The sequence below is a fragment of the Caballeronia sp. EK genome, assembly GCF_014384845.1.
In the GTDB taxonomy this organism is placed as follows: Bacteria; Pseudomonadota; Gammaproteobacteria; order Burkholderiales; family Burkholderiaceae; genus Caballeronia; species Caballeronia jiangsuensis.
The window spans coordinates 268,486-294,689 of the sequence record NZ_JACSUE010000007.1 but is presented as its reverse complement, the minus strand read 5'-3'; the positions used below and the strand labels follow the sequence as shown (position 1 = coordinate 294,689).

At 58.4% G+C, this 26,204-nt stretch carries 20 protein-coding genes; 12 read left to right on the top strand and 8 right to left on the bottom strand.

Features of this window, described 5'->3' with window-relative positions:
• Positions 1-18: 18 nt before the first annotated feature.
• Positions 19-1,368: a hypothetical protein gene (locus tag IAG25_RS22780; protein ID WP_187606870.1), complete on the bottom strand. Its 1,350-nt coding sequence runs from the start codon at positions 1,366-1,368 to the stop codon at positions 19-21.
• A gap of 462 nt (positions 1,369-1,830) precedes the next feature.
• On the opposite strand from IAG25_RS22780, the gene IAG25_RS22775 reads away from it, so the two are divergent.
• A complete protein-coding gene (locus IAG25_RS22775) occupies positions 1,831-2,820 on the top strand; it encodes a GlxA family transcriptional regulator (protein WP_187606869.1) in 990 nt (329 codons plus the stop codon).
• Positions 2,821-2,879: 59 nt separating this feature from the next.
• Here IAG25_RS22775 and IAG25_RS22770 read toward each other — a convergent pair whose 3' ends face one another.
• Together IAG25_RS22770 and IAG25_RS22765 are read right to left on the bottom strand one after the other, a co-directional pair.
• Positions 2,880-3,428 (bottom strand): putative colanic acid biosynthesis acetyltransferase, encoded by a 549-nt coding sequence (locus IAG25_RS22770; protein ID WP_250486529.1) that lies wholly within the window; start codon positions 3,426-3,428, stop codon positions 2,880-2,882.
• Positions 3,429-3,544: 116 nt separating this feature from the next.
• On the bottom strand, positions 3,545-5,035 hold the full coding sequence (locus IAG25_RS22765) for a glycosyltransferase family 4 protein (protein WP_255503861.1): 1,491 nt from the start codon (positions 5,033-5,035) through the stop codon (positions 3,545-3,547).
• A 295-nt stretch (positions 5,036-5,330) separates the two neighbouring features.
• Here IAG25_RS22765 and IAG25_RS22760 point away from each other — a divergent pair, with 295 nt between their 5' ends.
• On the top strand, positions 5,331-6,488 hold the full coding sequence (locus IAG25_RS22760) for a glycosyltransferase (RefSeq protein ID WP_187606867.1): 1,158 nt from the start codon (positions 5,331-5,333) through the stop codon (positions 6,486-6,488).
• A 120-nt stretch (positions 6,489-6,608) separates the two neighbouring features.
• Entirely contained in the window at positions 6,609-8,021 is a 1,413-nt protein-coding gene (locus IAG25_RS22755; RefSeq protein WP_187606866.1) for a lipopolysaccharide biosynthesis protein, read from the top strand.
• Between the two features lie 38 nt (positions 8,022-8,059).
• Here the strand turns inward: IAG25_RS22755 and IAG25_RS22750 are convergent, their stop codons facing one another.
• Entirely contained in the window at positions 8,060-9,313 is a 1,254-nt protein-coding gene (locus IAG25_RS22750; RefSeq protein ID WP_187606865.1) for a glycosyltransferase WbuB, read from the bottom strand.
• Positions 9,314-9,342: 29 nt separating this feature from the next.
• On the opposite strand from IAG25_RS22750, the gene IAG25_RS22745 reads away from it, so the two are divergent.
• The 4 genes from IAG25_RS22745 (at position 9,343) to IAG25_RS41500 (ending at position 14,442) form a co-directional block, all read left to right on the top strand.
• Positions 9,343-9,564 (top strand): hypothetical protein, encoded by a 222-nt coding sequence (locus tag IAG25_RS22745; RefSeq protein ID WP_187606864.1) that lies wholly within the window; start codon positions 9,343-9,345, stop codon positions 9,562-9,564.
• 229 nt (positions 9,565-9,793) lie between these two features.
• Positions 9,794-12,007: a polysaccharide biosynthesis tyrosine autokinase gene (locus tag IAG25_RS22740; RefSeq protein WP_255503859.1), complete on the top strand. Its 2,214-nt coding sequence runs from the start codon at positions 9,794-9,796 to the stop codon at positions 12,005-12,007.
• Between the two features lie 42 nt (positions 12,008-12,049).
• Positions 12,050-13,168, top strand: coding sequence for a GDP-mannose 4,6-dehydratase (gene gmd, locus IAG25_RS22735; protein WP_187606862.1), 1,119 nt, complete (start codon positions 12,050-12,052; stop codon positions 13,166-13,168).
• 671 nt (positions 13,169-13,839) lie between these two features.
• Complete coding sequence (locus tag IAG25_RS41500; protein WP_309243958.1) at positions 13,840-14,442, top strand: glycosyltransferase family 4 protein; 603 nt, start codon at positions 13,840-13,842, stop codon at positions 14,440-14,442.
• Positions 14,443-14,473: 31 nt separating this feature from the next.
• Here IAG25_RS41500 and IAG25_RS22725 read toward each other — a convergent pair whose 3' ends face one another.
• Positions 14,474-15,490 (bottom strand): phytanoyl-CoA dioxygenase family protein, encoded by a 1,017-nt coding sequence (locus tag IAG25_RS22725; RefSeq protein ID WP_187606861.1) that lies wholly within the window; start codon positions 15,488-15,490, stop codon positions 14,474-14,476.
• Between the two features lie 36 nt (positions 15,491-15,526).
• Positions 15,527-16,477 (bottom strand): GDP-L-fucose synthase family protein, encoded by a 951-nt coding sequence (locus tag IAG25_RS22720; protein ID WP_187606860.1) that lies wholly within the window; start codon positions 16,475-16,477, stop codon positions 15,527-15,529.
• A gap of 407 nt (positions 16,478-16,884) precedes the next feature.
• Here IAG25_RS22720 and IAG25_RS41495 point away from each other — a divergent pair, with 407 nt between their 5' ends.
• The 4 genes from IAG25_RS41495 (at position 16,885) to IAG25_RS22700 (ending at position 21,463) form a co-directional block, all read left to right on the top strand.
• Positions 16,885-17,358, top strand: coding sequence for a hypothetical protein (locus tag IAG25_RS41495; protein ID WP_187606859.1), 474 nt, complete (start codon positions 16,885-16,887; stop codon positions 17,356-17,358).
• A complete protein-coding gene (locus IAG25_RS22710) occupies positions 17,355-18,473 on the top strand; it encodes a DegT/DnrJ/EryC1/StrS family aminotransferase (RefSeq protein WP_187606858.1) in 1,119 nt (372 codons plus the stop codon). The genes IAG25_RS41495 and IAG25_RS22710 overlap by 4 nt, the downstream gene beginning before the upstream one ends.
• A gap of 99 nt (positions 18,474-18,572) precedes the next feature.
• Positions 18,573-20,051 carry a mannose-1-phosphate guanylyltransferase/mannose-6-phosphate isomerase gene (locus tag IAG25_RS22705; protein ID WP_187607122.1) on the top strand — a complete coding sequence of 493 codons (1,479 nt, stop codon included), beginning with the start codon at positions 18,573-18,575 and terminating at the stop codon, positions 20,049-20,051.
• 35 nt (positions 20,052-20,086) lie between these two features.
• Positions 20,087-21,463 carry an undecaprenyl-phosphate glucose phosphotransferase gene (locus tag IAG25_RS22700; protein ID WP_187606857.1) on the top strand — a complete coding sequence of 459 codons (1,377 nt, stop codon included), beginning with the start codon at positions 20,087-20,089 and terminating at the stop codon, positions 21,461-21,463.
• A 30-nt stretch (positions 21,464-21,493) separates the two neighbouring features.
• Here the strand turns inward: IAG25_RS22700 and IAG25_RS22695 are convergent, their stop codons facing one another.
• The gene (locus tag IAG25_RS22695) at positions 21,494-22,261 is read right to left on the bottom strand and encodes a class I SAM-dependent DNA methyltransferase (protein WP_187606856.1); all 768 of its coding nucleotides are present in this window, start codon (positions 22,259-22,261) and stop codon (positions 21,494-21,496) included.
• Between the two features lie 580 nt (positions 22,262-22,841).
• Here IAG25_RS22695 and IAG25_RS22690 point away from each other — a divergent pair.
• Positions 22,842-23,765 (top strand): GlxA family transcriptional regulator, encoded by a 924-nt coding sequence (locus IAG25_RS22690; protein ID WP_309243957.1) that lies wholly within the window; start codon positions 22,842-22,844, stop codon positions 23,763-23,765.
• 110 nt (positions 23,766-23,875) lie between these two features.
• Here IAG25_RS22690 and IAG25_RS22685 read toward each other — a convergent pair whose 3' ends face one another.
• Positions 23,876-25,795 carry an AAA family ATPase gene (locus tag IAG25_RS22685; protein ID WP_187606854.1) on the bottom strand — a complete coding sequence of 640 codons (1,920 nt, stop codon included), beginning with the start codon at positions 25,793-25,795 and terminating at the stop codon, positions 23,876-23,878.
• Between the last annotated feature and the right edge of the window lie 409 nt (positions 25,796-26,204).

Genomic DNA, 26,204 nt, shown 5'->3' with positions numbered 1-26,204 from the left:
ATGACCGGGATTTCGGTTTCATGGTGCAGCAGCGACATCTTTGATCGGCTTCGCGAGCCTGGAAGGTAAGGCTCTGAGATAAGGAATGCGATCCACAGGCCCATCCTCTAACGGCAAACTCCGCCGTCCGTTGTTTGCGTCGAAGCGCGCCTTGAAGAGTATCAGGGATAAGGAAATCAGGGTCGCCTTATCGTAAGTAAAGATACTGCCATTGAATTGCATCGAAAGAACGAGAAAGACAATCTCGGGAAAGCTGCAGCGCAGAAAGAGGATCGCCAACAAGGCAATCCCTCCACATATCCCGTATAGGAGAAACATGTTGATGAGCCCATTGTCACTTGCACCGGCGCCCAAATCCGTTGCGGCTAAAACCTCATTCGATACCAGCTTCGCCAGGGATTCGGACGGGACGCCGAGCACGTAACCTTTTTCCAGAACCTGACTCACCGCCTGGAAGGGGTAGGTGAATCGTGCGAGGAACGACATGTCCGTTCCCCGCATGATGTCGGAGACTCGGTCGCTCATCACGACGCCGGCGCCAGTCGCGAAAAGAAGAGCGGCGAGTATGATCCCCGCCGTCTTCGCGGGGGACGGTCTGGTCGCGAAGAGAAGCATGATGACGATGGAGATGATTCCGCTCGTCGTCTGAGCAAGCAAGACCGTCGCCATCGCGGCGGCGATGAAGGCCATCTTCCCGCCGCCGTGGCGTCCCTTGAGGACATTCTGGCTCACGAAAACGAGGCATAGCACGATAAACCCGAGGTACGACGGCTCCGAATACGTAGCAGATGGCCGTATCACGGTAAGGATGCCGTGCGCTTGTTCGAACTGAAGCCAGCAGGCCGCGATCGTCCAGCACCCGCCCGGCGTGCTTGGGGGAGCAAAAAACGCGTAAGGGACAAAGAATAGTTCGCTTCGACTGTATTTGAGATCGATGGCCTGCAGCGCACTCATAACCAGCAGCGCGATCATGAGTATCCAGATTACTCTTGCGATTCTCGCCTGGCTCTCGAAGCTGAAGTTCAACGTTACTGTCTTGAGGACGACGAGAACAAAGAAGCAGGCCGCTTCGCGGAGAGACCGATACAACGCATCGACCGCGAAATCGTCCGGTGAAAAAAGATGTGGAATGACGACGAGCACGACACCGAGAAGCCCCACACCGAGCCAAAGGGGCGTCAGCCTTTTGATCGTGTAGATGCAGGCGAGGGCGAAGCAAGCGCTTCCTATCGACAGGTGAACGGTGTGGCCGAACTGGATAGAAATCACGCACGCCATTCCCGCCGCGACCACGATCCAGCTTGCTTCCGCCGGTAGGGTAGTCGGCAGTGGCGTGACATCATCGAAATGTGTGCTCGAAGTACGCATAGGTCGGCAATGTCACTCATTGAGCGCGAGCTAGATCGAGAAGTGGACTGTCAGGCGTCGCGTTGTGGAAATGTACGCCGTTGCGAAAGAGCGGATGAAGGTCAGACGGAAATCGCCAACACCTTGTCGGGACCCACCCAATCCATCTGCCGAAGCTTGCATTTGCCTCTAGAAGATAATAAAAGTCTCTTCATAAAGTATGAATTAAAAGCAGCTCAATAGCTTTGATATGACGTGATTCATGCATCACGTCTATACGAACGTCCGTAACCATTCATCCGTATGATCGATGTTGAATTTTTTTCATATGGAAAGCTATTTTTGTCGAAGTCTCGACGTAATTTTTTCTTGCCTGTAACCTGCTCTCGTGTGCTCGTCGAATCGCACGTTTCGATGAAGCCCGGTAGTCGATCTGCTCATTTAGTACGAAGAACACTAACGCAACGACCTAGGGGCTCCGTCATGTCAACCTCATCCCACGTGTTCGACGCGATAGCTTGCAATAACAATCGCACTCGTCCCGTAAAGGATTCTGCGGCGGTCAAGCATGTCGGCATTGTCATATACGATGGATTCTCTTTGCTTGCCGCCGGTACGCTTGCCGAGGCGCTTCACGTGGCAAACGAGTTGCAATTCGAAGCTCAGAGCCGGTCATTGACCTATCGCGTCAACCTCTTATCGGTTCGTGGTGGCACGGTTTCGTGCTCTTCTTCGATGTCGGTCTGGACAGAACAGTTGGCAGGCAGGGAATTCGATAGCCTCGATAACCTCTTCGTCACCGGCGGAAGCGGTGTCGCACGCGCGTCTGCCGATGATGGCCTCATCGATCTATTGCGACGGGTCAGTGCAAAGAGTGTCACCATCACCGCGATCGGCAATGCTCAGATGCTCTTGTCGGCCGCTGGTTTGGGCAAGCGCGACTGGCCATCGATCAAGCAGGGCATACGTCCCGAGTCACCGCCGAGCGTTCCGGAGCATGAGCGCGACCAGGCGCTGATGACCTCGCTCGCGTTACTCAGAAGGGATCTGGGTGCTGAACTGGCTGTGCGCGTAGCGGACCGCCTCGGCTCTGCCGGGGAAATATCTTTAGCGGGTTCGTTCGAGGAGATGTGTGACCAGACGCTTGCGGAAAAAGCGCGCGCATCGGCGCGTTGGCTTGCGCAGAACTGCTCGAAGCCGATATCCGTCGTCGATGCCGCGCGAATGTTCTCGATGAGCGAGCGAAACTTCCTGCGCTTGTTCAAGCGCGAGATAGGGCTCACGCCTTCGAAGTACCTGCTGCGCGCACGGCTCGAACTCACCTGCAAATTGCTGGAGAGTAGCGATCTTCCGGTCGACAAGATCGCTCGTCGAACAGGGCTCAGCAATGGCGAAAGGCTTTCGAAGCTGTTCCGCAAGGAATTCTCGATGTCTCCGACGGAATTCCGTGGACGGTCGCGGAAACGGCTTTGATGTTGTCGTCAGATAACCGATGCTATGCTCCGCGCAGGATATGCATCGGCCATCGACAATCAATCGAAACGCTTGCGAATGAAGCGGCACGGGTTGCCGCCATACACACCCTCGGGCGCAAGTGAACGATGTACGACGGACATCGGCGTGACCACTGCTGAACGGCCGATCGTCACGCCCATTTGCACAACACAGTTCGCCGTGATCCACACACCGTCTTCGATGACGATCGGCGCGACGCGCAGGTTCATCGTCGTGCCCATGGCATGCGATCCGGTCGTGAGGAACGTGCTCTGCGAGATGCAAACGTGCGAGCCGATACGAATGGGCGCCTGATTGTAGATCCAGGTATCGAAGCCGAACCAGCAATGATCGCCGACCACGAGATTCCAGGGCGCTTTCACGCGAACGGGATGCAGGAAGCGGCAGCCCACGCCGATCCTGGCGCCAAATAGACGTAACAGCGCAACGCGCAGGCCGGAGAAAGGAACGAGCTTGTTATTGATGATGCTAGCTTCGACGATGAACCAGAGCGCCTCGACGAGCGGCGAGCGCATCTTCACGAAGTTGCCCTTTCCGGCACGGCTAAGGTCGATCACGCCGCCCATTGGATAGTCATCGTTCGCTTCCTCCAAAGGAACCTCCGGGGCTGACGTTTGTTCGTAGCCGAGTTCTGATGCCATTTGGATTCCCCTTGTTGCAGCATTGCACAAGACACGGATTCTCAGACTTTGCGGGTTCTGTTCGCCTGGAGCGAATACCCACGTTCATTATGAGGAGTCGGCGGGCTAGCCTCCCAACACATACGCCTCGCCTGGAACGCCTCCAGCGCGCGCTGAAGCACCGAAAGGCGCCGGTCATCCGTGAGCGACGCGATCCGTTGTCTTCCTCGTTCGACGAGAGTCTGCCGCAGGCCGGGATCGATCATGAGCTTTCGAAGCGAGTCGGCCATACTGTACGGATTGCAGAGATCGATAAGAAGACCCGCGTCACCGACCTGATCGCGCAAATCCTTGAGATCCGAATACAGCACCGGAACCCCTAGTTGAAATGCTTCGTACGGCGGCAGGTTCGTGGGTCCGAAATACGTGGGCATCACCAACGCGGTCGCCTGTCGGTAGAGGCAGGGCAGCTCGTGATCGGGCACGTATCCGGCGAAGCGGACTCGATCGGTCAACCTGAGCTCGGCCGCGACGGATCGTACGTAAGCAAGATTTCCGAAGTCCCGCCCCGAGAACACCGCACCCATCTTGATGCCGAAACGATCTTCCAGACTGCGTAATCCCCGCAGCAAATAGACATGATTCTTATGCGGCCAGAATTGCGCGGGATAGTAGATGTAGTCGCAATTCAGGCCATATTTGGCCTTGATATCGACGAAGCGATCCGGATGATCGAGTTCGTGCTCGGGTAGCTGGGTTGCAACGCCGGGAGAGAACGGAATCACATGCACTCTATCTTTATCGACGCCGTATCGTCGGACCACGTTGTCGTGACCCGCGTCCGAGTCCACGATGATGCCGGTCGCCTTCTTCAACGCCTGTTGATAGATCTGCTCGCGACGCTCGAACTCGCCACCTGACCGCACCTCGGGGAAGTCGACTTCGTCCCTGTGCGACAGATCCCAGACAGTAAAGAGATAACTGAACTGCGTGGTAACCAGTGCCAGGAAAGACGGACATGTGAAATAGACCAAGTCCGTGCCGATGTCTCGCAGAGCTCTATCCAGCCAATTGAAGTGATTCTTCTGCTTAAGCAATGGGGATGGATTCAGCTGTCGCCACATCACATGAAAGCGCGCGAGCAACCGCTGCAAACGCCCACTGGGAAGGTAAATAGCGTCGATACCAATACCATGTAATTCTTCGATCGTCGACTGACGTGTCGTGACTAGCGTCACGGTGCAGAGTTCGGGCGGCAGACGTTTGGTCAGAAGCGCGGCGTTGATCGCCTGTTGAAATCCTCCGCCCATCGAATTGTCCTGCTCGAAGATAACAACCAATCGGATGGGGCGGACATGAAATTTCTTGGGCGGCAGATCCGCGTCGTCTGGGTGTTCGAGATAATCGGCGCGTGGAAGGGTAATGCGGGGAACTGCCAGATCACCATCGTATAGCGCATTCGATGCAGCTCTCTTGGACAGCATATCTTCAATCCCTCGGAATAGGATGCGTGCGGCGCAGTAGGGCGCTCGTTGATCGGATCGCTGATTCATGCACTCTCAACGGTAGCCGGTCGTGTATGGGCGGACCGTGTTCTGACTGATCTCAACAAGACGTTGGCTGACCGATTGAGGCAGTCGTGCGCGCTCCGACCATGATCCGCGCGCGAGGGCAGCGGCCAAAAGCTTGATGATTTCCGCCAATGGCGTTTTTCAGGCGGATCAGCCACTACGATGGCTATCCGGAGCGAACGCGGTTCATGGTGGCCTCGGCAAGCGGATGCGACAGCACGACAGTCCATTCTTCTTATGGTGGCTCGCGCGGATCACGAATCATCGGAGGACGTCTTTGAAAACGCTTCACATCATTCCGTCCCTGGAAGCGCGCTATGGCGGCCCGGCCGAGGCCCTCAAGAGGCTCGCGACAGAACTGCGCCTTAGCGGACACACGGTCGACATCGTTTGTCTCGACTCTTCGGTGCATGCCGACAAGACGGACGATGGCGCATTCGATCGAGTGGTCCGCCTTGGGCACTATGCTGGCAAATACGCCTTGAGTCTGCGTCTGATTCGATGGCTCAAACAACACGGCAGGCAATACGATGGGATTGTCGTAGACGGAATCTGGCAATTTCACAGCGCGGCGGCGGTGTTTTCGCTGCGTCCTGGAAATATCCCCTATTTCGTCATGCCGCATGGCATGCTCGATCCGTGGTTCAACGTCGGTAAGCCGCTCAAGTACGCAAAGAAGCTGATCTATTGGCTGTTCGTGGAACGGCACGTGGTCAATGGCGCAAAAGGCGTTCTATTCACGACGGAAAGCGAGCGCGAACTGGCACGCAAGGCCTTTCCGTTGTACAGAGCCAGGGAAACGACGATGACGATCGGGACCGCGCCACCACCTTCGATCGGGATGACAGAGATCGAAAGATGGCGTTCTCCCGGCGAGTCGGGAAACAAGAAACTCATTCTTTTTCTCGGGCGGATTCATGAAAAGAAGGGTTGCGACTTGCTGATCCGATCGTTTAACGAAATAAAGGACGCCGCCGCCGATTATCGGCTCGTCATCGCAGGGCCGGACAACGACGGACTCGCAGTGAGACTGCGTCGCGAAGCGGAGCAACTCGGACTTTCCGGGCGCATCACCTGGCTCGACATGGTGAAGGGAACCGATAAATGGTCCCTGTTGCAAGCGGCGGACGTCATGATCCTGCCATCGCATCAGGAGAACTTCGGCGTGGTAGTGGTTGAAGCACTCGCATGCGGAGTGCCGGTGCTTTTGACCGATAAGGTCGGAATCTGGCAGGAAGTCGTCGGCGATGGCGCCGGACTCGCGGACGAAGACACGCAGCAGGGCATCACCCGCCTCCTTATGCAATGGACGCGTTTGCCGGAAGACACCAAGACTGCGATGAGAGTCGCGGCGAAGCAATGCTTCGAAGATCGCTTCCACGTTTCCCGCGTAGCTCAAAACTATATCGCTTTGATGAGCGGCCGGATTGCGTGAACTTTGGCGTGCTTGCGCGCCCGTCCGAAGTTGTCGATGCCGATGTTCCGTTTAACCGTCGCTGTTCTTTCCCTGGGTTATCGTCGAGCGGAAGAGAAGCGTCATAGATGAGACGACCTCATGGCGCTTTCAGATCGTTCTTTCGCGCGCGCACCAGCTTCTATCCTGAGGTTATGCTTTCGTCGTTTGCCTTTTGGTGTCGGCGCTTCCGAAGGGCGCGACAGGGAGCGCTATGCTCGCGCCGCGCGCTCGGTCGGCTGCAACGCGGTAAGTGCGGCGCTGGGCTTTGCGGTGGTGGTGCTGTCAGTATCCTTTACGCTTCCCTATCTCGGACAAGAGCGTTTCGGCATCTGGATGACGATATCGAGTCTCGCGGTCATGCTGCAGGTTCTGGATCTGGGCGTCGCGAACGGGCTCGTCAATCTCGTTGCCGATGCCAAAGCGGCCGACGATGACGACGCCGTGCAGACGATCGTAACGCGCGGGGTATTACTGCTCACCGTAATCGGTCTGGCGGTCGGAGGCGTATTGATCTGCGCCGTGATGTTGATCGACTTTCAGCGGGTGCTCAAGATCGGGTCGGCGGAGGTTGCGCGGGAGGCTGTATTTTCCACGCTTACCTTCATCGCGCTGTTTTGCGTGAACATTCCGCTGGGCGGCGTGAGAAAAGTGTTCTTCGGTCTGCAGCGGGCGTGGGAGCCTCATACCGTTGCGGCGATCGGATATTTTTGCTCGTTGCCGCTGCTCTATCTCTGTGCGCGCTCGCATGCGCCCATGCCATATCTCGTCCTGTGCACGTACGGCGTGCAAGTCGCGAGCGCCTTGATCCTTCTGGTGCGCCTTCATCGCGAGCGGATATTTTCACTCTGCCGCCGCATCTGGGCCGGGCCTGGCTGGCGTGACAGCACGGTGCTGATGAAGACGGGGAGCATATTCTTCATCCTCCAGATCGGAATGATATGCGGCAGCGCCTGCGACCCGTTGATCGTATCGAACGTTCTCGGTGTCAAGGAAGTGGCGAGACTCGCGGTCGCCCAACGGCTATTCCAGGCGATCGCCGTGACGATCGGGATGCTGTCGGTCCCGCTGTGGGGTCTCTATGCGGACGCGCGATCACGAGGCGAAAAGGTATTCATCAGAAACACGCTGAAGATGTCCATGTGCGTGACCACGGGAACTGCGTTGCTGATGAGCATGACGATCCTCGCGTTGTCGTCCTGGCTTATGAAGGTCTGGACCGGCGATCAACTCGATGTGCCGTTTGAACTCCGGTGTGCCGTGGCCGTGTCCGCCGTGGTCGAAGCAACGGGCAATTCCTTCGCGATCTTTCTCAACGGCGTGAATGAACTGCGACCGCAGTTGCTTACCGTATTGGTCTTTTGCCTGATCTCCATTCCGCTCAAGATATACCTGCTCAAGAAGTTCGGCACGGTCGACTGGGCGATCTGGGCAACCATCATTGCCAGCGTAGTGGCGGACTATGCCGTGTACATCGGGTTATTCAGAAGGCGCATTCTTGCGCACGTTGTGTGAGTCGAAATGCCGGATTGCCGCGTACACGCGGCACCGACTCAAGTAATGACGCGATCCGGGATTCCACGCTTCTTCCGGAGGTCGATCACGACTCGGCTCTCGAACGCAGTGAGGATCTTTTCTCGCGAAAGATGGGTCGTCGCATAACCTCGTCCGAGCGCGCCGAGGCGTTCTCGCAATGCAGGATCGTCGGCGAGGCGGGCAATCGCCTGCGACATTGCGGCCGCGGAGCCGGGCTCGGTTACGATGCCCACCGCATGAACGATGTTCCATAACTCCGTATGTTCGGCGGCAGTTGCGACAACCGGCCGTTCGCTCGAGAGCATCGCGCCGAGCTTGGACGGCATCACGAGATCGGCCGCGTCGGCACGTTGAGGGAGAACGTGGATATCCGCAAGGCCCATCAATTCATTGAAACGCTTGTTCGATTGCAAGCCGATAAGCTTGATATTCGGAAGCCCTGCAGCTTGCGCCTTCAGATGCTCTCGCGCCGGACCATTGCCGCATATTACGAAGACGATGTCACGTCGATGCAGCAGCAATTGCGCGGCTTCAGGAAGCAGTTCGAGGCCTTGCTTGGCGCCCAGATTCCCGGCATACAGCACCACGATCGCGTTTTCGTCGATACCGAGCCGGCCACGGTAAGCACTCGTTCGCCCCAATGGCCGAATGTTCGCGGTGTCGACCCAGTTTGGCACGAGACATAGCTTGTCATCGGCTACGCCTTTCGAGGCGGCGCGTTGCGTCATCGCCGCCGAAGGGGTTGAAACGCCGTCCACGCGCGTAAGAAGCGCTCGCTCGACCTTCAGGCAGAGCCTTTGCAGGCCGTCACCTTTGAGCATGCCGAGGTTGAATGCCGCATCGATCTCATAGTCCTGGATATGAAGCCAGCAAAGCGCGCCGCTTGCGCGCGCGGTCAGCAATGCGAGCGGGCTCGCGAACAAGGGCGGCTCGACGAACCACACGAGATCGGGACGCCAGCGTATCTGAGCAAGCGCCCGGGGTACGGCGGCAATGGCGAAACTCATCAGGTGAATCAGGCGTTTTATTCCGGAGGGCCGCCGGGGACACCAGAACGGCACGCGCATCACCGATACGTCGTTGAGCGTTTCTGTCGAGTACCTGCGAGCGCTATACCCTTCCTGTACCCGCCAGCCTGGATAGTATGGTGACGCCGTGATCACGCGTACTATGTGGCCCCGCTTTGCGAACCATTCTGCAAGCTCTGACGAATACTTCCCGATGCCAGAGACCTCGGGGGCATAGTTCAGCGAAATCATCAGGATTTTCATTCGGGTACCTAATTAGAATTTGGAATTGAATGAACATTCGTCAATGGGTTTCGCGCGGCGAATATGTGAAGCTTGATATCAGTTATCCGTCGGATGGTACAAGACGCTTGTTCGCGCCAGCCGACAAAGCCTTGCCGAAGCACGCCACCCATCCGTACGACGGTCCGGTTATTACCGGCAATATTGCCGTTGCCGACAACATCTTGGCGATTTCAGTCGGCGGGCGAAACGTGCGACGGAGATATATGTAGAGTTCTCATCGTGGCGGAGACAGGGAACCTCGTGGACCTATCGTTCCATGATTCCGTGCTGCTTCGTTTCTTCGTTGACGAGAACCAGGGTAACTGTCCGGACGAACGCACACTCGACGCGTCGTTCTTCACACAATCGCGTCTCCCGGGCGTGCCTTGCTTTCGGGACGCAACGAACCCGATCGGCATAAATATGGTCTCGATGAAGCAGAGCACGCGGGGAGATTCGATGCACGGGGACAACGTGTCGATATCGGAGTACTTCCGGGTCGTCTTCGACAGCCGGCGTCTCGTATGCGCGGTCGCGCTTGGCACTTTCGCGCTGGGAGCGTTCTACGGAGCGTTGAATCAGCCGATGTATCGAGCGGATGCGCTCGTGCAAATCGGCACGCAGACGTCGAGTTCCTCGGACACCGAAGCGCTGGGCCGGCTTTCCGCAATATTCGATTCGAAGGTGAAGGCTGACGCCGATACCGAGATGGAGCTGATTCGTTCGCGGCTCGTGGTAGGCGAGACGGTGCGCCAATTGCACCTCGAAGTTGCTGCGCATCCGCGCTATTTTCCGCTTATCGGTCGCTGGATCGCGAGGCTAGGCGGTGGAGGATGGAGTGGCTCGGAACTGCCTTTCGGTTTGCGGCGTTTCGCATGGGGTGACGAGGCAATCGAAGTCTCGGCGTTCGACGTGCCGCGCTCGGCAATCGGCCAGCAGTTTCTCGTCAAGGCTGGAAAGGACAAGTCGTTCGAACTGATCGCGCCGGATGGAATCGTTCTCGGACAGGGAACGGTGGGAAAGCAATTGACGACGCCTTATGGCAATGGAGAAGTCCGCGTGCTCGTCGCCGACCTCGACGCGCCCGCCGGCTGTGAATTCACCCTGACGGCGAACTCGGCACAGGCGGCTATTCTTGCACTCCAGAATGCCTTATCGATATCGGAACGCAAGGCTCAGTCGGGCATGATCGGCATTGCGCTCGAGGGCGCAGATCCATTGCGCGTGGCCGATATCGTCAATACGGTCGCTCAGGAATACCTCGCGCAGGACCTCGCGAGAAGGTCTTCAGAAGCCGAGCATTCGCTTCTTTTCCTGGAGAGTCAGTTACCGAAACTCCGGGAGGAACTGCAGCACGCGGAAGAGCAATACAACGCTTTTCGAAACAGCAAAGGGACGATCGATCTCAGCACCGAAAGCCGGCTGTTGTTGCAACAAGTGGTCGATCTCGATACGGCCATGCGCTCACTCACGCAGCAGCGCGACGACGTCGCGCAGCACTATCAGCCGGGCTATCCGACACTCACGGGGATCAATGCCAAGATAGCCCGCCTGCAGCAGGACCGCGAAGCTCTGAGCAGGCGCGTCGCGACCTTGCCGGATACCGAGCAGACGGCGCTTCGTCTCATGCGCGACGTGCGTGTCGACACCGAGCTATATACGAGTCTCCTGAATAGCGCGCAACAGCTTCGCGTCATCAAGGCGGGTAACGTCGGCAATGTGCGTATCGTGGATCGCGCCATGACGCCGGAAAAGGCGGTAAAACCAAATTGGCGCGTGCTCCTGTCGTTGTCCGCGGTGCTGGGCATCGTCCTCGGAATCGCTGCGGCATTCCTGCGCAGAGCGATGATCGGCGGCGTGGAGCGAAGCGTCGAGATCGAGCGGGCTCTTGGCATTCCCGTTTGCGCGGTGGTGCCCCATAGCGAGCGGCAGGTGAGATTGCAGGACGACATACGCCGCAGACATCCCGGCGTTCACGTGCTGGCGGCGCGCTCACCATGCGACGTCGCGGTGGAAGGCGTGCGAAGTCTCCGTACGGCGTTGCAGTCGATCAGCGCGACGCCGCGCAACAACGTGATCATGATTACGAGCTCGACGCCCGGCGCCGGCAAGTCGTTTCTATCGGCCAATCTCGCGGCTGTTCAGGCGGCCGGCGGAAAGCGAGTCCTTCTTATCGACGCCGACATGCGCATGGGCAACATGCACGCGTCTTTCGCGCCGTCCGCCGGTCCTGGATTGCGCGAGCTGCTGAACGGAGACGCATTCGACGATGTGGTGCGGCGCGACGTCATGGACGGCGTCGATCTGATCTCGCGCGGCGGCGACTCGCTCAATCCCGCGGACATTCTCATGAGCGGACGCCTGAGCGAATTGATCCACGCGGTATCCATGCGTTACGACTGCGTCGTGATCGATACGCCGCCCGTGCTGGCTGTCACCGACGCGACGCTGATCGGACGCCAGGCAGGGACGACCCTCTTCGTGGTGCGGCACGGGAGACATTCCGTCGCCGAAGTTCACGAGGCGTTGAGCCGCTTGCAAAAGGGCGGCGTCAGCGTGAGCGGCGTGCTTTTCACCGATGTTCCCGCCGACAGATCCACATACGGCTCGGGATACGGTGCCTCGTACGGATATGGCAGCGGACGAGGCGAGACCAGCATCAAGACCGCCTGAATGAATTTTGAACGTGGCGTACGCACATGAGGAGAAGAAACGATGCCGAACAAGGTCGCGCTGGTTACCGGGATTACCGGTCAGGACGGTTCCTATCTCGCACAATTCCTGCTGGACAAGGGCTATGAGGTGCATGGCGTAAAACGCCGTTCATCGCTCTTCAACACCGACCGGATCGACCATCTGTATGAGGACGATCATGTGGCGCAGCGCCGCTTCCATTTGCACCACGGCGATCTGACCGACTCGACCAGCATTCTGCGCATCATTCAACGTGTTCAGCCGGACGAGATCTACAATCTGGCCGCGCAGAGCCACGTCGCCGTGTCTTTCGAGGAGCCCGAGTACACGGCCAATGCGGACGGACTGGGCGCTCTTCGGATACTGGAAGCAATTCGCATATTGGGTCTGGAGAAGCGCACGCGTTTTTATCAGGCATCGACATCGGAGTTATACGGGTTAGTCAGGGAAGTGCCTCAGCGGGAGTCCACGCCGTTTTATCCGCGAAGCCCTTATGCCGTGGCAAAGTTATATGCGTACTGGATCACGGTGAATTATCGCGAGGCTTATGGGATTTATGCGTGCAACGGGATTCTGTTCAATCACGAGTCGCCCGTTCGTGGAGAGACATTCGTGACGCGCAAGATCACGCGAGCCATTGCCCGCATCGCGATCGGATCGCAGGACTGTCTGTATCTCGGCAATCTCGGGGCGTTGCGCGACTGGGGACATGCACGCGACTACGTTCAGATGCAGTGGCTCATGCTTCAGCAACCGGAGCCGGAGGACTTCGTCATCGCATCGGGCGTGCAATACAGCGTGAGGGAATTCGTTCAGAAGGCGGCGTCGGAACTCGGCGTCAAGCTTCGCTTCGAGGGAAGCGGTGTCGATGAAGTCGGCATCGTCGAAGCCGTCACCAGCAAGGAATGCCGCGTTCCGCCGGGCACGGTTATCGTTCGGGTCGATCCTCGCTATTTCAGGCCAACGGAAGTCGAAACGTTGCTGGGAGACCCGTCGAAAGCCCATGCAAAACTGGGATGGTCGCCGACAGTGACGTTCGATGCGCTCGTGAAGGAGATGGTGCTCTCCGACTATCAGATAGCGAAACGCGACGCGCTGATCACGCTCGCCGGATACCGGGCGCTGGAGCATCACGAGTGAGGAAGGGCTTAGCCCGAGTCGGGCGCCTCGCGTGAACTTTGGCGAGCGCCTGCCATCGGGCGACGTAGCCCGGAATCACCCTTTCGAACACGTGCTGCGGAGTGGACATGCTGGTGTTTATCGCGCCCTACAGCGCAGCCAATCGCGAGTCGAACAGAGACCTCGGCGCCGCTCGCAAACTGGAGTTCTTTCTCACTCTGGCCACACAACTGACGCGTGATGTCGTGTTGGTGAATACTGCGCACGAAGAAGAAGCGTATTTGCCCAGAGACGTTCGCGATGCGCGCGTCGGCGACGCGCATATCCGTGAGATTACGCTGCGCCGATATCCCGCAAGACCGGTCGGGAAGATGTTGAATCTATTCGAAGTGGCGGCCGTGAGTCGTGAAATCTTGAAGCTTGGAAATCCGGATGTCGTATGGATCTATAACCCGTACGCATTCGAATCGATGCTGGCTCGCGTGCTGACGAGACGGTCAGGAGCGCGTCTCGTTCTCGAGTTCGAAGACTGGCTTTTCTCGCGAAGACGCTGGCATCCCAAACCCATGCTCGACTTCATTGCATGGCGTTTCCTTCTGCCAGCCCCGACGCTATGCCTCGCGGTGAATGAATATCTATCGATACGTGAGCATCGACGTAGCGGCTGCCCCGTCGTGTTGTGTCCGGGCGTGGTGTCCGACGGCCTGCTCGAAACATGCGGGCGGCGACTGCCGTTCTCACGCGCGAAAGGTGAGCGGACCGTCATCGGATATTTTGGCGGGCTGAGTGCCGAGAAAGGCGCCGATGTCGTTCTCGATCTGATCCGATTATCCAACGGTCGCTTCACCTTCCATGTGTGCGGAACGGGTCCGCTTGCATCGGAGTTCGCGGCGCTTTCAGCCGAGAATCATTCGGTGCACTTTCACGGCCGTGTCGACGAAGGGACTTTGCTCTCACTGATTTCGGACTGTGATGTGCTGGTCAATCTGCACGCTTCGATCGAAAAGATGAGCAATGGCGTCTTTCCGTTCAAGGTTATAGAGTATGTCGCGTCTGGAAGACTGGTCATATCCACCGACCTTCCGGCTATCAGCGTGAAGGAGATTCACGAAGCCATATGCTTTGCGAAGCCGGAAGCGGCGTCGATCGTCGATGCGCTCGGAAGCGCCGAGGAGATCTATCTGCGCAAGCGAACGAAGATCGAGCAGGCAATAGCCGCGACTTCGGGCCTGCTGACACAAGGCGCCTTCAGACGCACGCTATCTTCGATCCTCGCGGAACGCGCAACGCAGTAGGCGCTATCGGTGCATCGTCGATTGCCGAAAGTCATCGCCCGATCATCTTCCTTAACGTGGGCCTGAGAGCCTGGGGAATGCTCGCGAACGCCGAGCGCGCCATCTGGTAAAACATGTACTTTCCCATGACGGACATCATGGTCCCGTCGAGCGGAAGCGAATTGAGCGACGTATTGGGAAAGACCTCATAGTTCGAGGGACGACCGAAACCGAGGAACGTCGAGATTCGATCGTCGAGTCTCGAAATGAATTCGGTATTGACGATGATGGGCTCGGATTTATTGATTTCACTGTCGACCTGAAAGAAGACGCTCTTCCTGACAAAGTTCTTGTCCACCACCGGTCTCGCCCGGTGAATGCCATATGTGTTGTAAATAACGAGCGATCCACGCGGCATCTTGAAGGATTTGACGGAGGACGAAAAGTTATCGGCAATGAACTCGTCCGTATAGTCGCTGTACGCTTTTTCTCCGGACCACAAATGCGAGCCTTCGACGTACTGAAACTCGCCGTCTTCGACATCGGAAACATAGAAGATAAAGATGATGCCGGGGATATGGGCGAACTCCCGGTCGGTCTTGTTGTCGGTATGCCACTGCATATGGTGGCCGCCATAGGTTTCGTAGTATCGCAACGCCTTGAGGCGGAACTGATCGCCGAGATATCCTTCGCACACCCCGAAGACGAACGGTGAGGTCGAGAACTCGTAGAAAGTTCTGGAAATCGCGAGCAGGTTCGTCAGATAGTATTGCCGTTCCGAGAACACGCCGCTGACCTTGTTGACGTTCAATTTATGCTTCGTTTCGGTCGCATCGCGTTCTATGGTCTCTATGGCCTCGGGCGATAGCGCCGAAGGAAACGCGAAGTATCCTTTCTGATTCAGCTCGTCGACCACGTGCCCGACATCGACGGAGAGGAACTCGGAGGTAAAGAGCGCTTGTTCCGTCTCATGAGCGGACAGGTCGGCATGAGCCGGCGCATTGTGCGCGGCGTCCTGGATTTGCCCGTCGTCGAAGGTCGAATCTGCGTTCAGAGGCAAGCTTGCCATGGGATTCTCCGAATCGTTGTGAGTGGCGCGTGCGGGCTAGGCGTTGGCGTATCCGTTTCTCTGCACGTTCGCCGTGAAGTCGGCATACGTCGCCGCGATGCCGTCTCTTAGCGTTATCGTGGGCGACCAGCCCAGCGCGACCAGCTTCGACACGTCGAGCAGCTTTCTCGGCGTTCCATCCGGCTTCGACAAGTCGAACTTCAGCGATCCGGAAAAGCCGACGACATCGCAGATCAGGCGCGCGAGGTCCGCAATCGCGATGTCTCTGCCATACCCGATATTGAACACACCCTCGGCGTGCGCGCTGTCCAGCAGGGCGAGCACGGCGGAGGCGAGATCGTCGACGTGCAGGAATTCCCGTCTCGGCGATCCGGAGCCCCACACGGAGAGCGAGTCCATCTCGTTGAGCTTCGCCTCATGTGTCTTGCGTATGAGCGCTGCCAGAACATGCCCGTTCTGCAGATCATAGTTATCGTTCGGGCCATAGAGATTCGTGGGCATCACCGATATGTAGCGCATTCCGTGCTGCCGGCTATAGGCTTCACAGAGCTTGAGCCCGGCGATTTTGGCGATAGCATAGGCCTCATTGGTCTGCTCGAAGCCGCTCGTGAGCAGATAGTCTTCGCGGATAGGCTGTGGGCAGTACTTCGGATAGATGCAGGACGAACCGAAGAAGACCAGCTCGGGCGTGCCATGCGCAAACGCTGCATGGATAACATTGGTTTCGATGACGAGATTCTCGTAGAGAAACGAGGCGGGCTGGGACGAGTTCGCATGTATTCCGCCCACCTTGGCCGCGGCGAGGAGCACGACGTCGATGTTCTCCCTGGCGAAGAATTCCGTCACGGCACGCTGATCCAGCAAGTCCAGTTGCTGTCGTGATCGCGTGATTACATCGCGATACCCGCGACTGGCGAGGCACCGTAGAAGGGCTGAGCCGACCATGCCTTGATGTCCGGCGACATAGATCCGAGAACCTTTGTTCATGTTGATGCTCAATCGTCCATTGAGGTGCGTTGATCGGAACGTGATTTCCCGCAGACACTGGATTCCGAGAGGCTTGACGTACGAGCTTGACGTGCGATTGTCAGGTTAGCCATGCATATAAACAAGGTTTGGGTTGTGGCGGACGGTGCCAAGATATTGTCGCTAGCTGCGCTTTCTCTCGGTCGACAACATCGTCGATAAGAGCGTGCATGAACCATCACGTACCGCGAGATCCGCTTCGGCCAACGTCATGGTTAATTCGGCCATTCGAGTCCGCTCATCCGTGTGCCGGTCCTAAGCTTCGTGGGCGTGCGGAGGCCGTTCACGGGCTCGTGATTTGCCTCGAGCGGGCTTCCGGAACGTTTGCAGTGCCGGAAGGATGCGGCAGGCTCTCGTCGGGGATAAACATGGAATCTTTATCGGCAGAAGGAAACACTGAGGTCGTTCAGAATCCGAATCTCGAAGTCATCTCGGTTGCGGGCGTCACGCTGGCCATCATCGTCCGCGACTCGTACTCGAAAGAAGGGGTCAACTTTCTGACGCCAAGAGAGTTTCCTCAGCAGCTCGCCTACATGGAACATCCAGCAGGAAAATTGATCGACGCGCATGTGCATACATGTATCCCGCGTCGGATCGAGTGGACGCAGGAAGTCCTTTTTATGAAGCGTGGCCGTATGCTGGTCAGGCTCTATACCGCGGATCGGGAACCCGTGACGAGCCGCGTGTTGCTGCCCGGCGATGTCATCCTGCTGGCGGCGGGCGGACACGGCTTCGAAGTACTCGATGACGCATCTTTCATCGAAGTGAAGCAAGGACCGTATATTGGTGAGCAGGAGAAAGTGCGTTTCAAGGAACTCGAAACCGAAAGAGGACCGCGATGATTCCCGTCAATGAACCCCTGCTCGATGGAAATGAAAAGATCTACCTGAACCAGTGCATCGAGACCGGCTGGATATCGTCGGATGGCGCATTCGTCGAGCGCTTCGAACAGGCAATGGCGCAATATGTGGGCCGCAAGCATGCGATCGCAGTGGCAAACGGAAGCGCGGCGCTGGACGTCGCCGCTGCGGCGCTCGGGCTTGGTCCCGACGACGAAGTAATCATCCCGACACATACGATCATTTCCTGCGCATCCGCGATCGTTCGTACAGGCGCGAAGCTGCGACTGGTCGATTCGCGCGCGGATACATGGAACATGGACGTCGCGAAGATCGAAGAGGCCATCACGAGCCGCACGCGTGCGATCATGCCCGTGCACACTTTCGGTTTGCCCGTCGACATGACGCCTGTGCTGGATCTCGCGCGGAAGCACGGGCTCACGGTCATCGAAGATGCGGCGCAGGCCATTGGTCAGACCTACGAAGGGCGGCAGTGCGGTAGCTTCGGTGAGATCTCCTGCTTCAGCTTCTATGCGAACAAGCATATCGCGACGGGCGAAGGCGGCATGATCCTCTGCGACGACGACGCGCTTGCCGCGCGGGCACGAAGCCTGCGAAATCTGTGCTTCAAACCCGAAAGGCGTTTCGTGCATGAAGAGCTCGGCTGGAATTATCGAATGAGTAACCTTCAGGCAGCGGTAGGGCTTGCGCAGTTCGAAAAGCTCGATGCGCACATCGCGAGAAAGCGGGAACTGGGGCGTCGCTATGAATCGCTTTTGCGCGGTGTCCGGGGAATCGAACTTGCACCGGTGGCGTGCGCATATGCCGATAACATCTATTGGGTATTCGGTCTGGTGCTGGATGAAAGCGTGCCCATCGACGCGGACGAAGCGCGCGCCATGCTGGCCGAAGCAGGCGTAAGCGCACGGCCTTTTTTCTGGCCCATGCACGAGCAACCGGTCTTCCTCAAACAGGGTCTCTTCGAGGGGGAGCAATATCCGGTCGCCGAACGCATGAGCCGGCGCGGATTCTATCTGCCGAGCGGCCTTGCGCTTACCGAGGCGCAGCAGGATCAGTCGGTGGCCGCGGTTCGAAATATGCTGGCTACATTTCTTTAGGCGAGACAGTCGGGTGCAGCGTTCCCCTCAAAGGTTCATCGTGACCACTCACGGAGTGCAGCCATGGAAAGCGCAACGAGTTCTGAAGGCGTGGTGACAATGGCGCTCGAGCAGACGCCGGGAATCCGGTCCTGCCGTCGCATCGTCCCGGTCATACTCGCGGGCGGATCGGGCACACGTCTGTGGCCGATGTCGCGCGAGCAGTTTCCGAAGCAGCTGATCGGCGTGGTCGGACGGGACTCGCTGCTGCAGGCTACCGTCATAAGAATGGACGGGTTCGCGGGCGACTTCGACGTCGATGCGCAACCGATCATCGTATGCGGCGAAGAACATCGCTTCACCACGGAAGAGCAGGTGCGGCTCTGCGGTGTGGATGCGAAGATCATCGTCGAGCCTGCACGCCGCGATACGGCGCCCGCGCTCACGCTCGCGGCGCTTGCGGCCATCGATCGCGGCGAGGACGCGATTCTCGTGGCGATGCCGTCGGATCATTCCATTTCGGACATCCCTGCGTTGCATGGCGCAATCGCCATCGCCGCGGACCATGCGGAACGCGGCATGATCGTGACCTTGGGCATTCCGCCGACACGGCCCGACACCGGCTTCGGTTATATACGCCTGGGTGAAGCGCTCGATAACGGTGCGCATCTTATCGACCGCTTCGTCGAAAAGCCGGCGGCCGAACTCGCCGCGCAATACGTGGCCGCGCAAAGTTATTGGTGGAACAGTGGTATCTTCGTCGTTCGGGCGAGCGTGTGGCTCGATGTGCTTCATCACCTCAACGGCGAGATGCACGCGACATGCATCGCCGCGCTCAAGGACGGCAAGGTCGACGGCCGCTTCATTCGTCCATGTCCGGATCAGTTCGGGCGGGTTCCTTCCGACTCGATCGATTACGCGGTGATGGAGCATATCGGCGACGCCACCTCACCTTGCAAGGGCGTGGTCGTGCCGCTGACGGCGGGCTGGTCGGATCTCGGCTCGTGGGACGCGGTGTGGGAAGCGATGGAGAAGGACGGACTCGGTAACGTATCGAGCGGACGTGTGGTCTTCGAAGGTGCGACTTCGAGCTATGCGCGATCCGAGGGTGGCCGACTGGTCGCGTGCGTCGGGACCGCCAACGTCGTCGTAATCGATACCGATGATGCCGTGCTCGTCGCGGACCGTTCGCATGCGCAGGATATCAAGCGCCTCGTCGCGCGCATTCGCGAGCAGCATGCGCCCGAGGCGGAGATGCACCGCAAGGTGCGTCGTCCCTGGGGCTTTTACGATTCGATTGAACGCGGCGAGCGTTTTCAGGTCAAGCATATCGTGGTGGCGCCGGGCGCGCGGCTCTCGCTGCAGATGCATCATCATCGTGCAGAGCATTGGGTCGTCGTGCGCGGCACGGCGCTCGTCACGCGAGGCGATGACCAGTTTCTGCTCTCGGAAAACGAATCGACGTATATTCCGCTTGGCGTGCGGCATCGTCTGGAAAACCCGGGCAAGGTGCAGCTCGAAATCATCGAAGTTCAATCGGGCTCTTATCTCGGCGAAGACGACATCGTGCGTCTGGACGATTGCTACGGCCGCATCTGATCTTATCGACAGCGCTCTCGAAACCGAGGTATGACATGCGCGATTTTCAGGGATTGCTGGCGCGGCTTTTCGATGTCGTCATGGTGGTGGGCGGCGCCACCGTAGCATCGCGAATCCGGTTCGACAGTATTGCCGAGCCGGGCTACTACATGCCTTTCGTCGCCTTTGCAGCGGCGTTTTCGCTCGTGCTGTTCCCGGGTTTCGGCGTGTACGAGTCGTGGCGCGGGCGCAGTAAGCTCGTGCTGGCGAGTCATGTTTCGCTCGCGTGGCTCGTCGTGCAGGCATGCGTACTCGTTCTGATGTTCTCGTTGCATCGAATCGACGATGTCTCCCGGCTCTGGTTTGCATACTGGACCGCCATGTCGGGTGCGCTGATGATCATGGGGCGTCTTGCCACGCATGCGGTGCTTGCGCGCATGCGTCAGGCCGGAATGAACTTTCATCGGGTGGCTGTCGTCGGTTGTGGGCGGCATTGCGAATCGATCATGAGAAGAATCGAGCGCGCGAGCCATTCGGGTTTTCGCACGATCGCCGTATTCAACGCATCCGCCGAATTGCCGATAACTTCGAGCGTGCCCGTATTCGATGATTTCGATGCATTCGTCAGGCATGTCCGCGAGGAGCGGGTGGACGAAGTGTGGCTTGCGCTGCCGCTATCGCAAGATCGAACCATCCTGCGCTTCGTAAATGAATTCCGCGACGATCTCGTCAATGTGCGGTTCATTCCCGACGTGCGCAGTCTCGCGCTTTTCGAAAGCGGCGTGACGGACTTGCTGGGGGTGGCCGCGATCAATCTCATGGCTTCTCCGATTTCGCAGAGAGCATTGCTGCAGAAAGACGTTTTCGATCGGCTATTCGCGCTCGCGGCGCTCGTCGCAATTGCACCACTTTTGATCGTCATCGCCATTGCGGTCAAGGTGAGTTCGCCAGGGCCCGTATTTTTCAGGCAGCGGCGCAAGGGCGCGGACGGACGGGAGTTCACCATCTACAAGTTCCGCTCGATGCGCCTGCATGCCGAGAAGGCCGGCGTTCTCCGGCAAGCCACACGTAACGATCCGCGAGTGACGCGCGTCGGCGCTTTCCTGCGTCGCACGAGCCTCGACGAACTGCCGCAATTCTTCAATGTATTGCGTGGGGATATGTCCGTCGTGGGACCGCGTCCGCATGCGCTCGAACATGACGATCTGTATCAGAAAGTCGTGCAAGGTTATATCCATCGATATCGGATAAAGCCGGGAATCACTGGGTGGGCGCAGGTCAATGGCTTTCGTGGGGAGACGGACCGGATAGAGAAAATGGAAGCGCGCGTGGCGCATGATTTGTACTATCTGGGGAACTGGTCTTTCTCACTGGATATGCGCATCATCGCCGCGACGGTGTTCAAGGGGCTGCGCAGCATCAACGCTTATTGATCCGGCCGCATTGCGCGGGCAGGGCGCGCATCATCTCTTTCTCGCGACGAACGTCGCCGACAAATCCGCGGCGCCGAGTTCGCCGCCCATCCATCTCACGCTATCGAGTATCTCGAAGCCACTGAGATCCAGCATGAGCTCGACTTCGGGCCTGAACATATAGCGCATGACGTGAGTCTCGAGAACTGTCTCGACGCTTTGCGTTTTCCAGTCCGTCATGAGGATCGTGTATTTGACGGCTACCGTATTATCGTGCGGACGCATCATCGGCTCGGCGATCCGTATCAGCCCGGTATCTTCGCTGCATGCGCGCTTGATGCGCACTTTTGGCGGATCGGCAAGCACCGCCGGGCCGTACCAGCAATCGAACAGGAACAGCCCGGAGCGCGGCAGATGCGTCGCCGCCGTGTGGCACATGGCCATGAAGTCGGCGTTGGTCGTTTGATAGCTCGCGACATGGAACAGCGAGACGACGGCGTCATAGAGCTCGTCCGTTCGGACGGTGCGTGCATCGCCTTGCTGGAACTTCAGCCGCCTGGCGACCGAGCCCGGCAGCGTGATGCGCCTCGCATCCGCGCGGGCGAGCATGTCCGCACTGGTGTCGATGCCGGCCACGCTGAATCCTGTCGTTGCCAGTTCCGCCGCGTGGCGGCCGGTTCGACAACCGAGGTCCATCAGATTGCCGCCGACTATTCCATATCGTCCTAGAAGGTTGGCCACGAACTCGGCTTCTGCCTTGTAGTTTTTCTCATGATAGAAAAGATCATAGTATTGCGAGTAGCGCTGACTGAAGCTCATGAGAGGCGGCTCCGAAACGAAAACAAGTCCTCGAGATGTACTCATTCACGACAGAGGGTAGCCACCGCGCGGTTCACGGCTGTACGCGTGACGGAATTCGGCAAGGTGTTGGCCGGGTCGCCGATAGCTTTTGAAAGCGCCGTTTTCGACGTGGACAAACCAATACATCGAACTGCAATTCGAATGAGATAACTTTCATTCGGACTGAATCTTTAGATTCCGGGAAATGGAAAAAAGAAAACGTTTGCGCTTTCCCTCGTTGCGCCATTCGAAGGGCATGCGTTTCGTAAGCTTCCAAATAGATTGGTAGTCCGAATGCTATCGCTGATTACGCGAAGAAACGCGAGAAAAGTAGAAGGCCGTGGGCGCTTGTCGGATCGATGCGGCATTCTCGGCCAAGATCATGCTCTTGCCCGCCACGGCGGAAAGAATGTACCGAATAGAAGACTAACCTGCCGGAATCATACGCAAACTACCCCATATATCTGCAACCGAAACATAGGGAGCTAACGCCATGTCTCACGTTACGGCCTTCGGCGATGCAGAGATCAGCAGTCTTTATCACTCATCTGAAGAGAGAGTGACAAAGCTCATAGGAATTTTGCTTTACGACGGATTCTCTCTTCTCGGTGCAGGAACGCTCGCCGAGGCGCTTCATATCGCCAACGAAACGCAGTCGTCCGGCCTCAGCAATGGCGTGACTTATAGCGTCCGTCTGGTCTCCGCGCGCGGCGGCGCGGTTGCCTGTTCGTCGTCGGTATGCGTATGGACGGAGCGATTGGGCGGTCAGCGGTTCCAGGGCTTCGATGCGCTGTATGTCGCGGGCGGAACCGGCGTGACGCGTGCGGCCGCGGATGAAAGCCTCATCGATTCATTGAGGATCGCCTGTTCTCAAAGCGGCGTGGTCAGTTCGCTCGGCAATGGCGACGTGATGCTTGCGGCCGCGGGCATTTCACGGCGCGACTGGGCGTCGGTAGGCCGTGGCGTATGGCATACCGGGACGTCGAAGAGTGCGGCCTCGACAGAACGCAACGACGCGCTGATCAACTCGCTCGCGCTCGTGAAGCGCGATCTCGGCTACGACATCGCGACCGCGGTGGCTGACCGTCTCTCTTCGTCGAACGATCAGCATCTGCCGATCATGCTGAGCACGATCGGCACGACCACGCTGGCCGAAAAGGCGCAGGAATCCGCACGCTGGCTCGAACGCAATTGCGGACGTCCCATCTCGGTCGGCGATGCGGCCCGCACCGTCGCGATGAGTGAGCGCAACTTCCTGCGCCTGTTCAAACGTGAGATGGGGCTCACGCCGTCGCAATATCTTCTGCGGGCGCGCCTCGATCTGAGTTGCGAACTGCTCGTCAAGAGCGACTTGCCGATCGACAAGATCGCGCGCAGAACGGGATTGACCAATGGAGAGAGATTTTCGAAGGTATTCAGAAAGCAGTTTCTGATGTCGCCGACGGAATACCGGTCGAAGCGGAAAAACGGCGATGCGTTGTGATTGCCGTCGGCATCGAGGATGACGAACATCGGCTCGAAACCGAACGCGGTTTCGAGCCAACGGAACGCGGCGTTTGCGTCCCGATACGTTTCCCGCGATAGCAGAAGCGCTCAGGCGGCGAGCACTTCGTTGACCGCCGCTTGCGCATTCTCCACTGCCGCCGCGTGCTCGCGAATCAGCCGGTAAACGGTCTCGCCAGGCACGGTCTCAGATTCGAGCAACTGATCGGCGATCGCACGCAACACCGGCTCGTTCGCCTGCAGTAGCGCGAAGCATTCATCGCTCAGATCGTGCAGCAACGCGTTCGCGTGTCCGATCGAATTCTTCAGTTGCAAGCCCGCATACTGCTGCGGCAGGGCGGCAAGACTGAACAGATTGCCGTCCTCGTTGAAGCCGAATTTCGACACCATGTCGAGGCTGATACGCGACGCTTCCTGAAGATCCGACGCCGCGCCGCTCGATGCTTCGTCGAACATCAGCAGTTCCGCATTGCGCCCGCCGAGCAGCACCTGAATCTCGTTGCGCAGTTCGGTCTCGCGATACAGATGCTTGTCCTGCATCTTCGTGATGAGCGCTACGCCCAACGCGCCGCCGCGCGGCAGGATCGTCACTTCTTCGAGCACGCCCGTGTCGAGCAGCGCCGCGACGAGTCCGTGACCCGCTTCATGCACCGCGATGCGCGTGCGTTCGTCGTCGGACAAGGCGCGCTCCGCGCCGTTGACATCCCCGATACGCGCGATCTTGATCGCTTCGAGGAAATGCTTCGCGGACACTTCACGTTCGCCCGCCTTGCGCGCGACGAGGCCCGCCTGATTGACGATCATCGACAGCGTCGCCGGCGAAAGACCCGTAGTGAGACGCGCGAGCTGATCGAAGTCGATGTCCTCGTTTTTCTTCTTCAGATTGGCCGCATAGAAACGCAGGATCTCGGCGCGATCGTCGAGACTCGGCAGACGCACCTGCACCGTGCGGTCGAAACGGCCAGGGCGCCGCATTGCTTCGTCGAGATTGTCCGGATGATTCGTAGCAGCGACGATGATCACGCCTTCGTTCGATGCGAAGCCGTCCATCTCCGCGAGCAGTTGATTGATGATGCGGTTGCTCTCCGCTTCGACGGGGCCGCCGCCGGTATCGGTGCGCTTGCCGAGGCCATCGGCTTCATCGATGAAGATCACGGTCGGCGCGTTCTTGCGCGCGAGTTCGAACAGATGCTTCACCTTCTGGATGCCGACGCCGTAATACTTCGCGCTGAAATAGCTGCCCGTGATTGCGATGAAGTTCGCGCCGCATTCGCCCGCGAGCGCTTGCGCGAGGCGCGTCTTGCCGACGCCCGGGCCGCCCGCCATCAGAATGCCGCACGGTGCGCGCACGCCCATGCCGGTAAATTGTGCAGGCTCGGTCAGCCATGCGCGCACATCCGTGAGCGCGGCTTTCGCTTCGCCCGCGCCGATGACGTCGTCGAAACGCAGCGTCGGCGACTCGCCGAGCAACTGCGCGCCGCCGCGCATCTCGCGACGCATGAACCAGAGAATGCCGCCGAGCATCAAGAGCGGCAGCAGAAGGCTCAGGATGTCGCGCGAACGATCGAACATTTCGCTCCAGCGCGCCACGCCGGTTCGCACGTCGGCGTCGGGCAGCCAGACGAGTTGATAAGGCGTACTCGCGCCGGGCTTCATATCGCCGAGCAGCAGCGCATTGGAGAATGCGCCGTTATGGTCGGCCACGTAGTACTTCTCGCCCTTCAGCGTGGACACGAGAATCGCATCCGGACTGACGCCGATCGTCGCGACATTTTTGTCGCGGATATCGGTCAGCATTTCCGATGCGTCTTTCTCCCGATGCGTCCACGCCGATGCGTCATGGCGCATCTGACTAGCGACGCCTGCGAGCGCCGCGGACTGCGATTGCGCAGCGCGCAACTCATGGCGCCAATGCAGGAAGCCCGCGCCCGCCACGAGCGTGGCTGCGATCACACCATACGCGATATATCGGCCAACACGTGACCGCAGCGAATTCCTTGCCGGTTTCATCAATTCTTTCCCAGTGGGACCGCGAGGGCGGCGCCCGTCAATCTATCGTCGGAAGAAATGGCATCCGAACGTGTCTCTGTTCGTGCTCCGGTGGTGGGATGCCCGCGCGATGTCTTGATCCTCAAGATGGCGAAGCGATCGACCTTGAACCGCAGATCGTCAACCATGCGAGCATGGCCCTTTTATCGGGAAGTGCTCCGCTGGAATGGTGCCCAAAATGCATGACCATTCGATAACGCGGAACAGCGCGCGAACGAGCGTCAAACACGTCGTTTCAGCTTTCACGTCCCTTTTTTTAATTAACGGCAGGTGACGAGTCTTCTTGACGACCGTGTAAAAAGCGGATGATCCGCGCTCGCGGCGTGATGCAGGTTTGATGGCGTATGCAGGACGGAGCAAGGATATCACG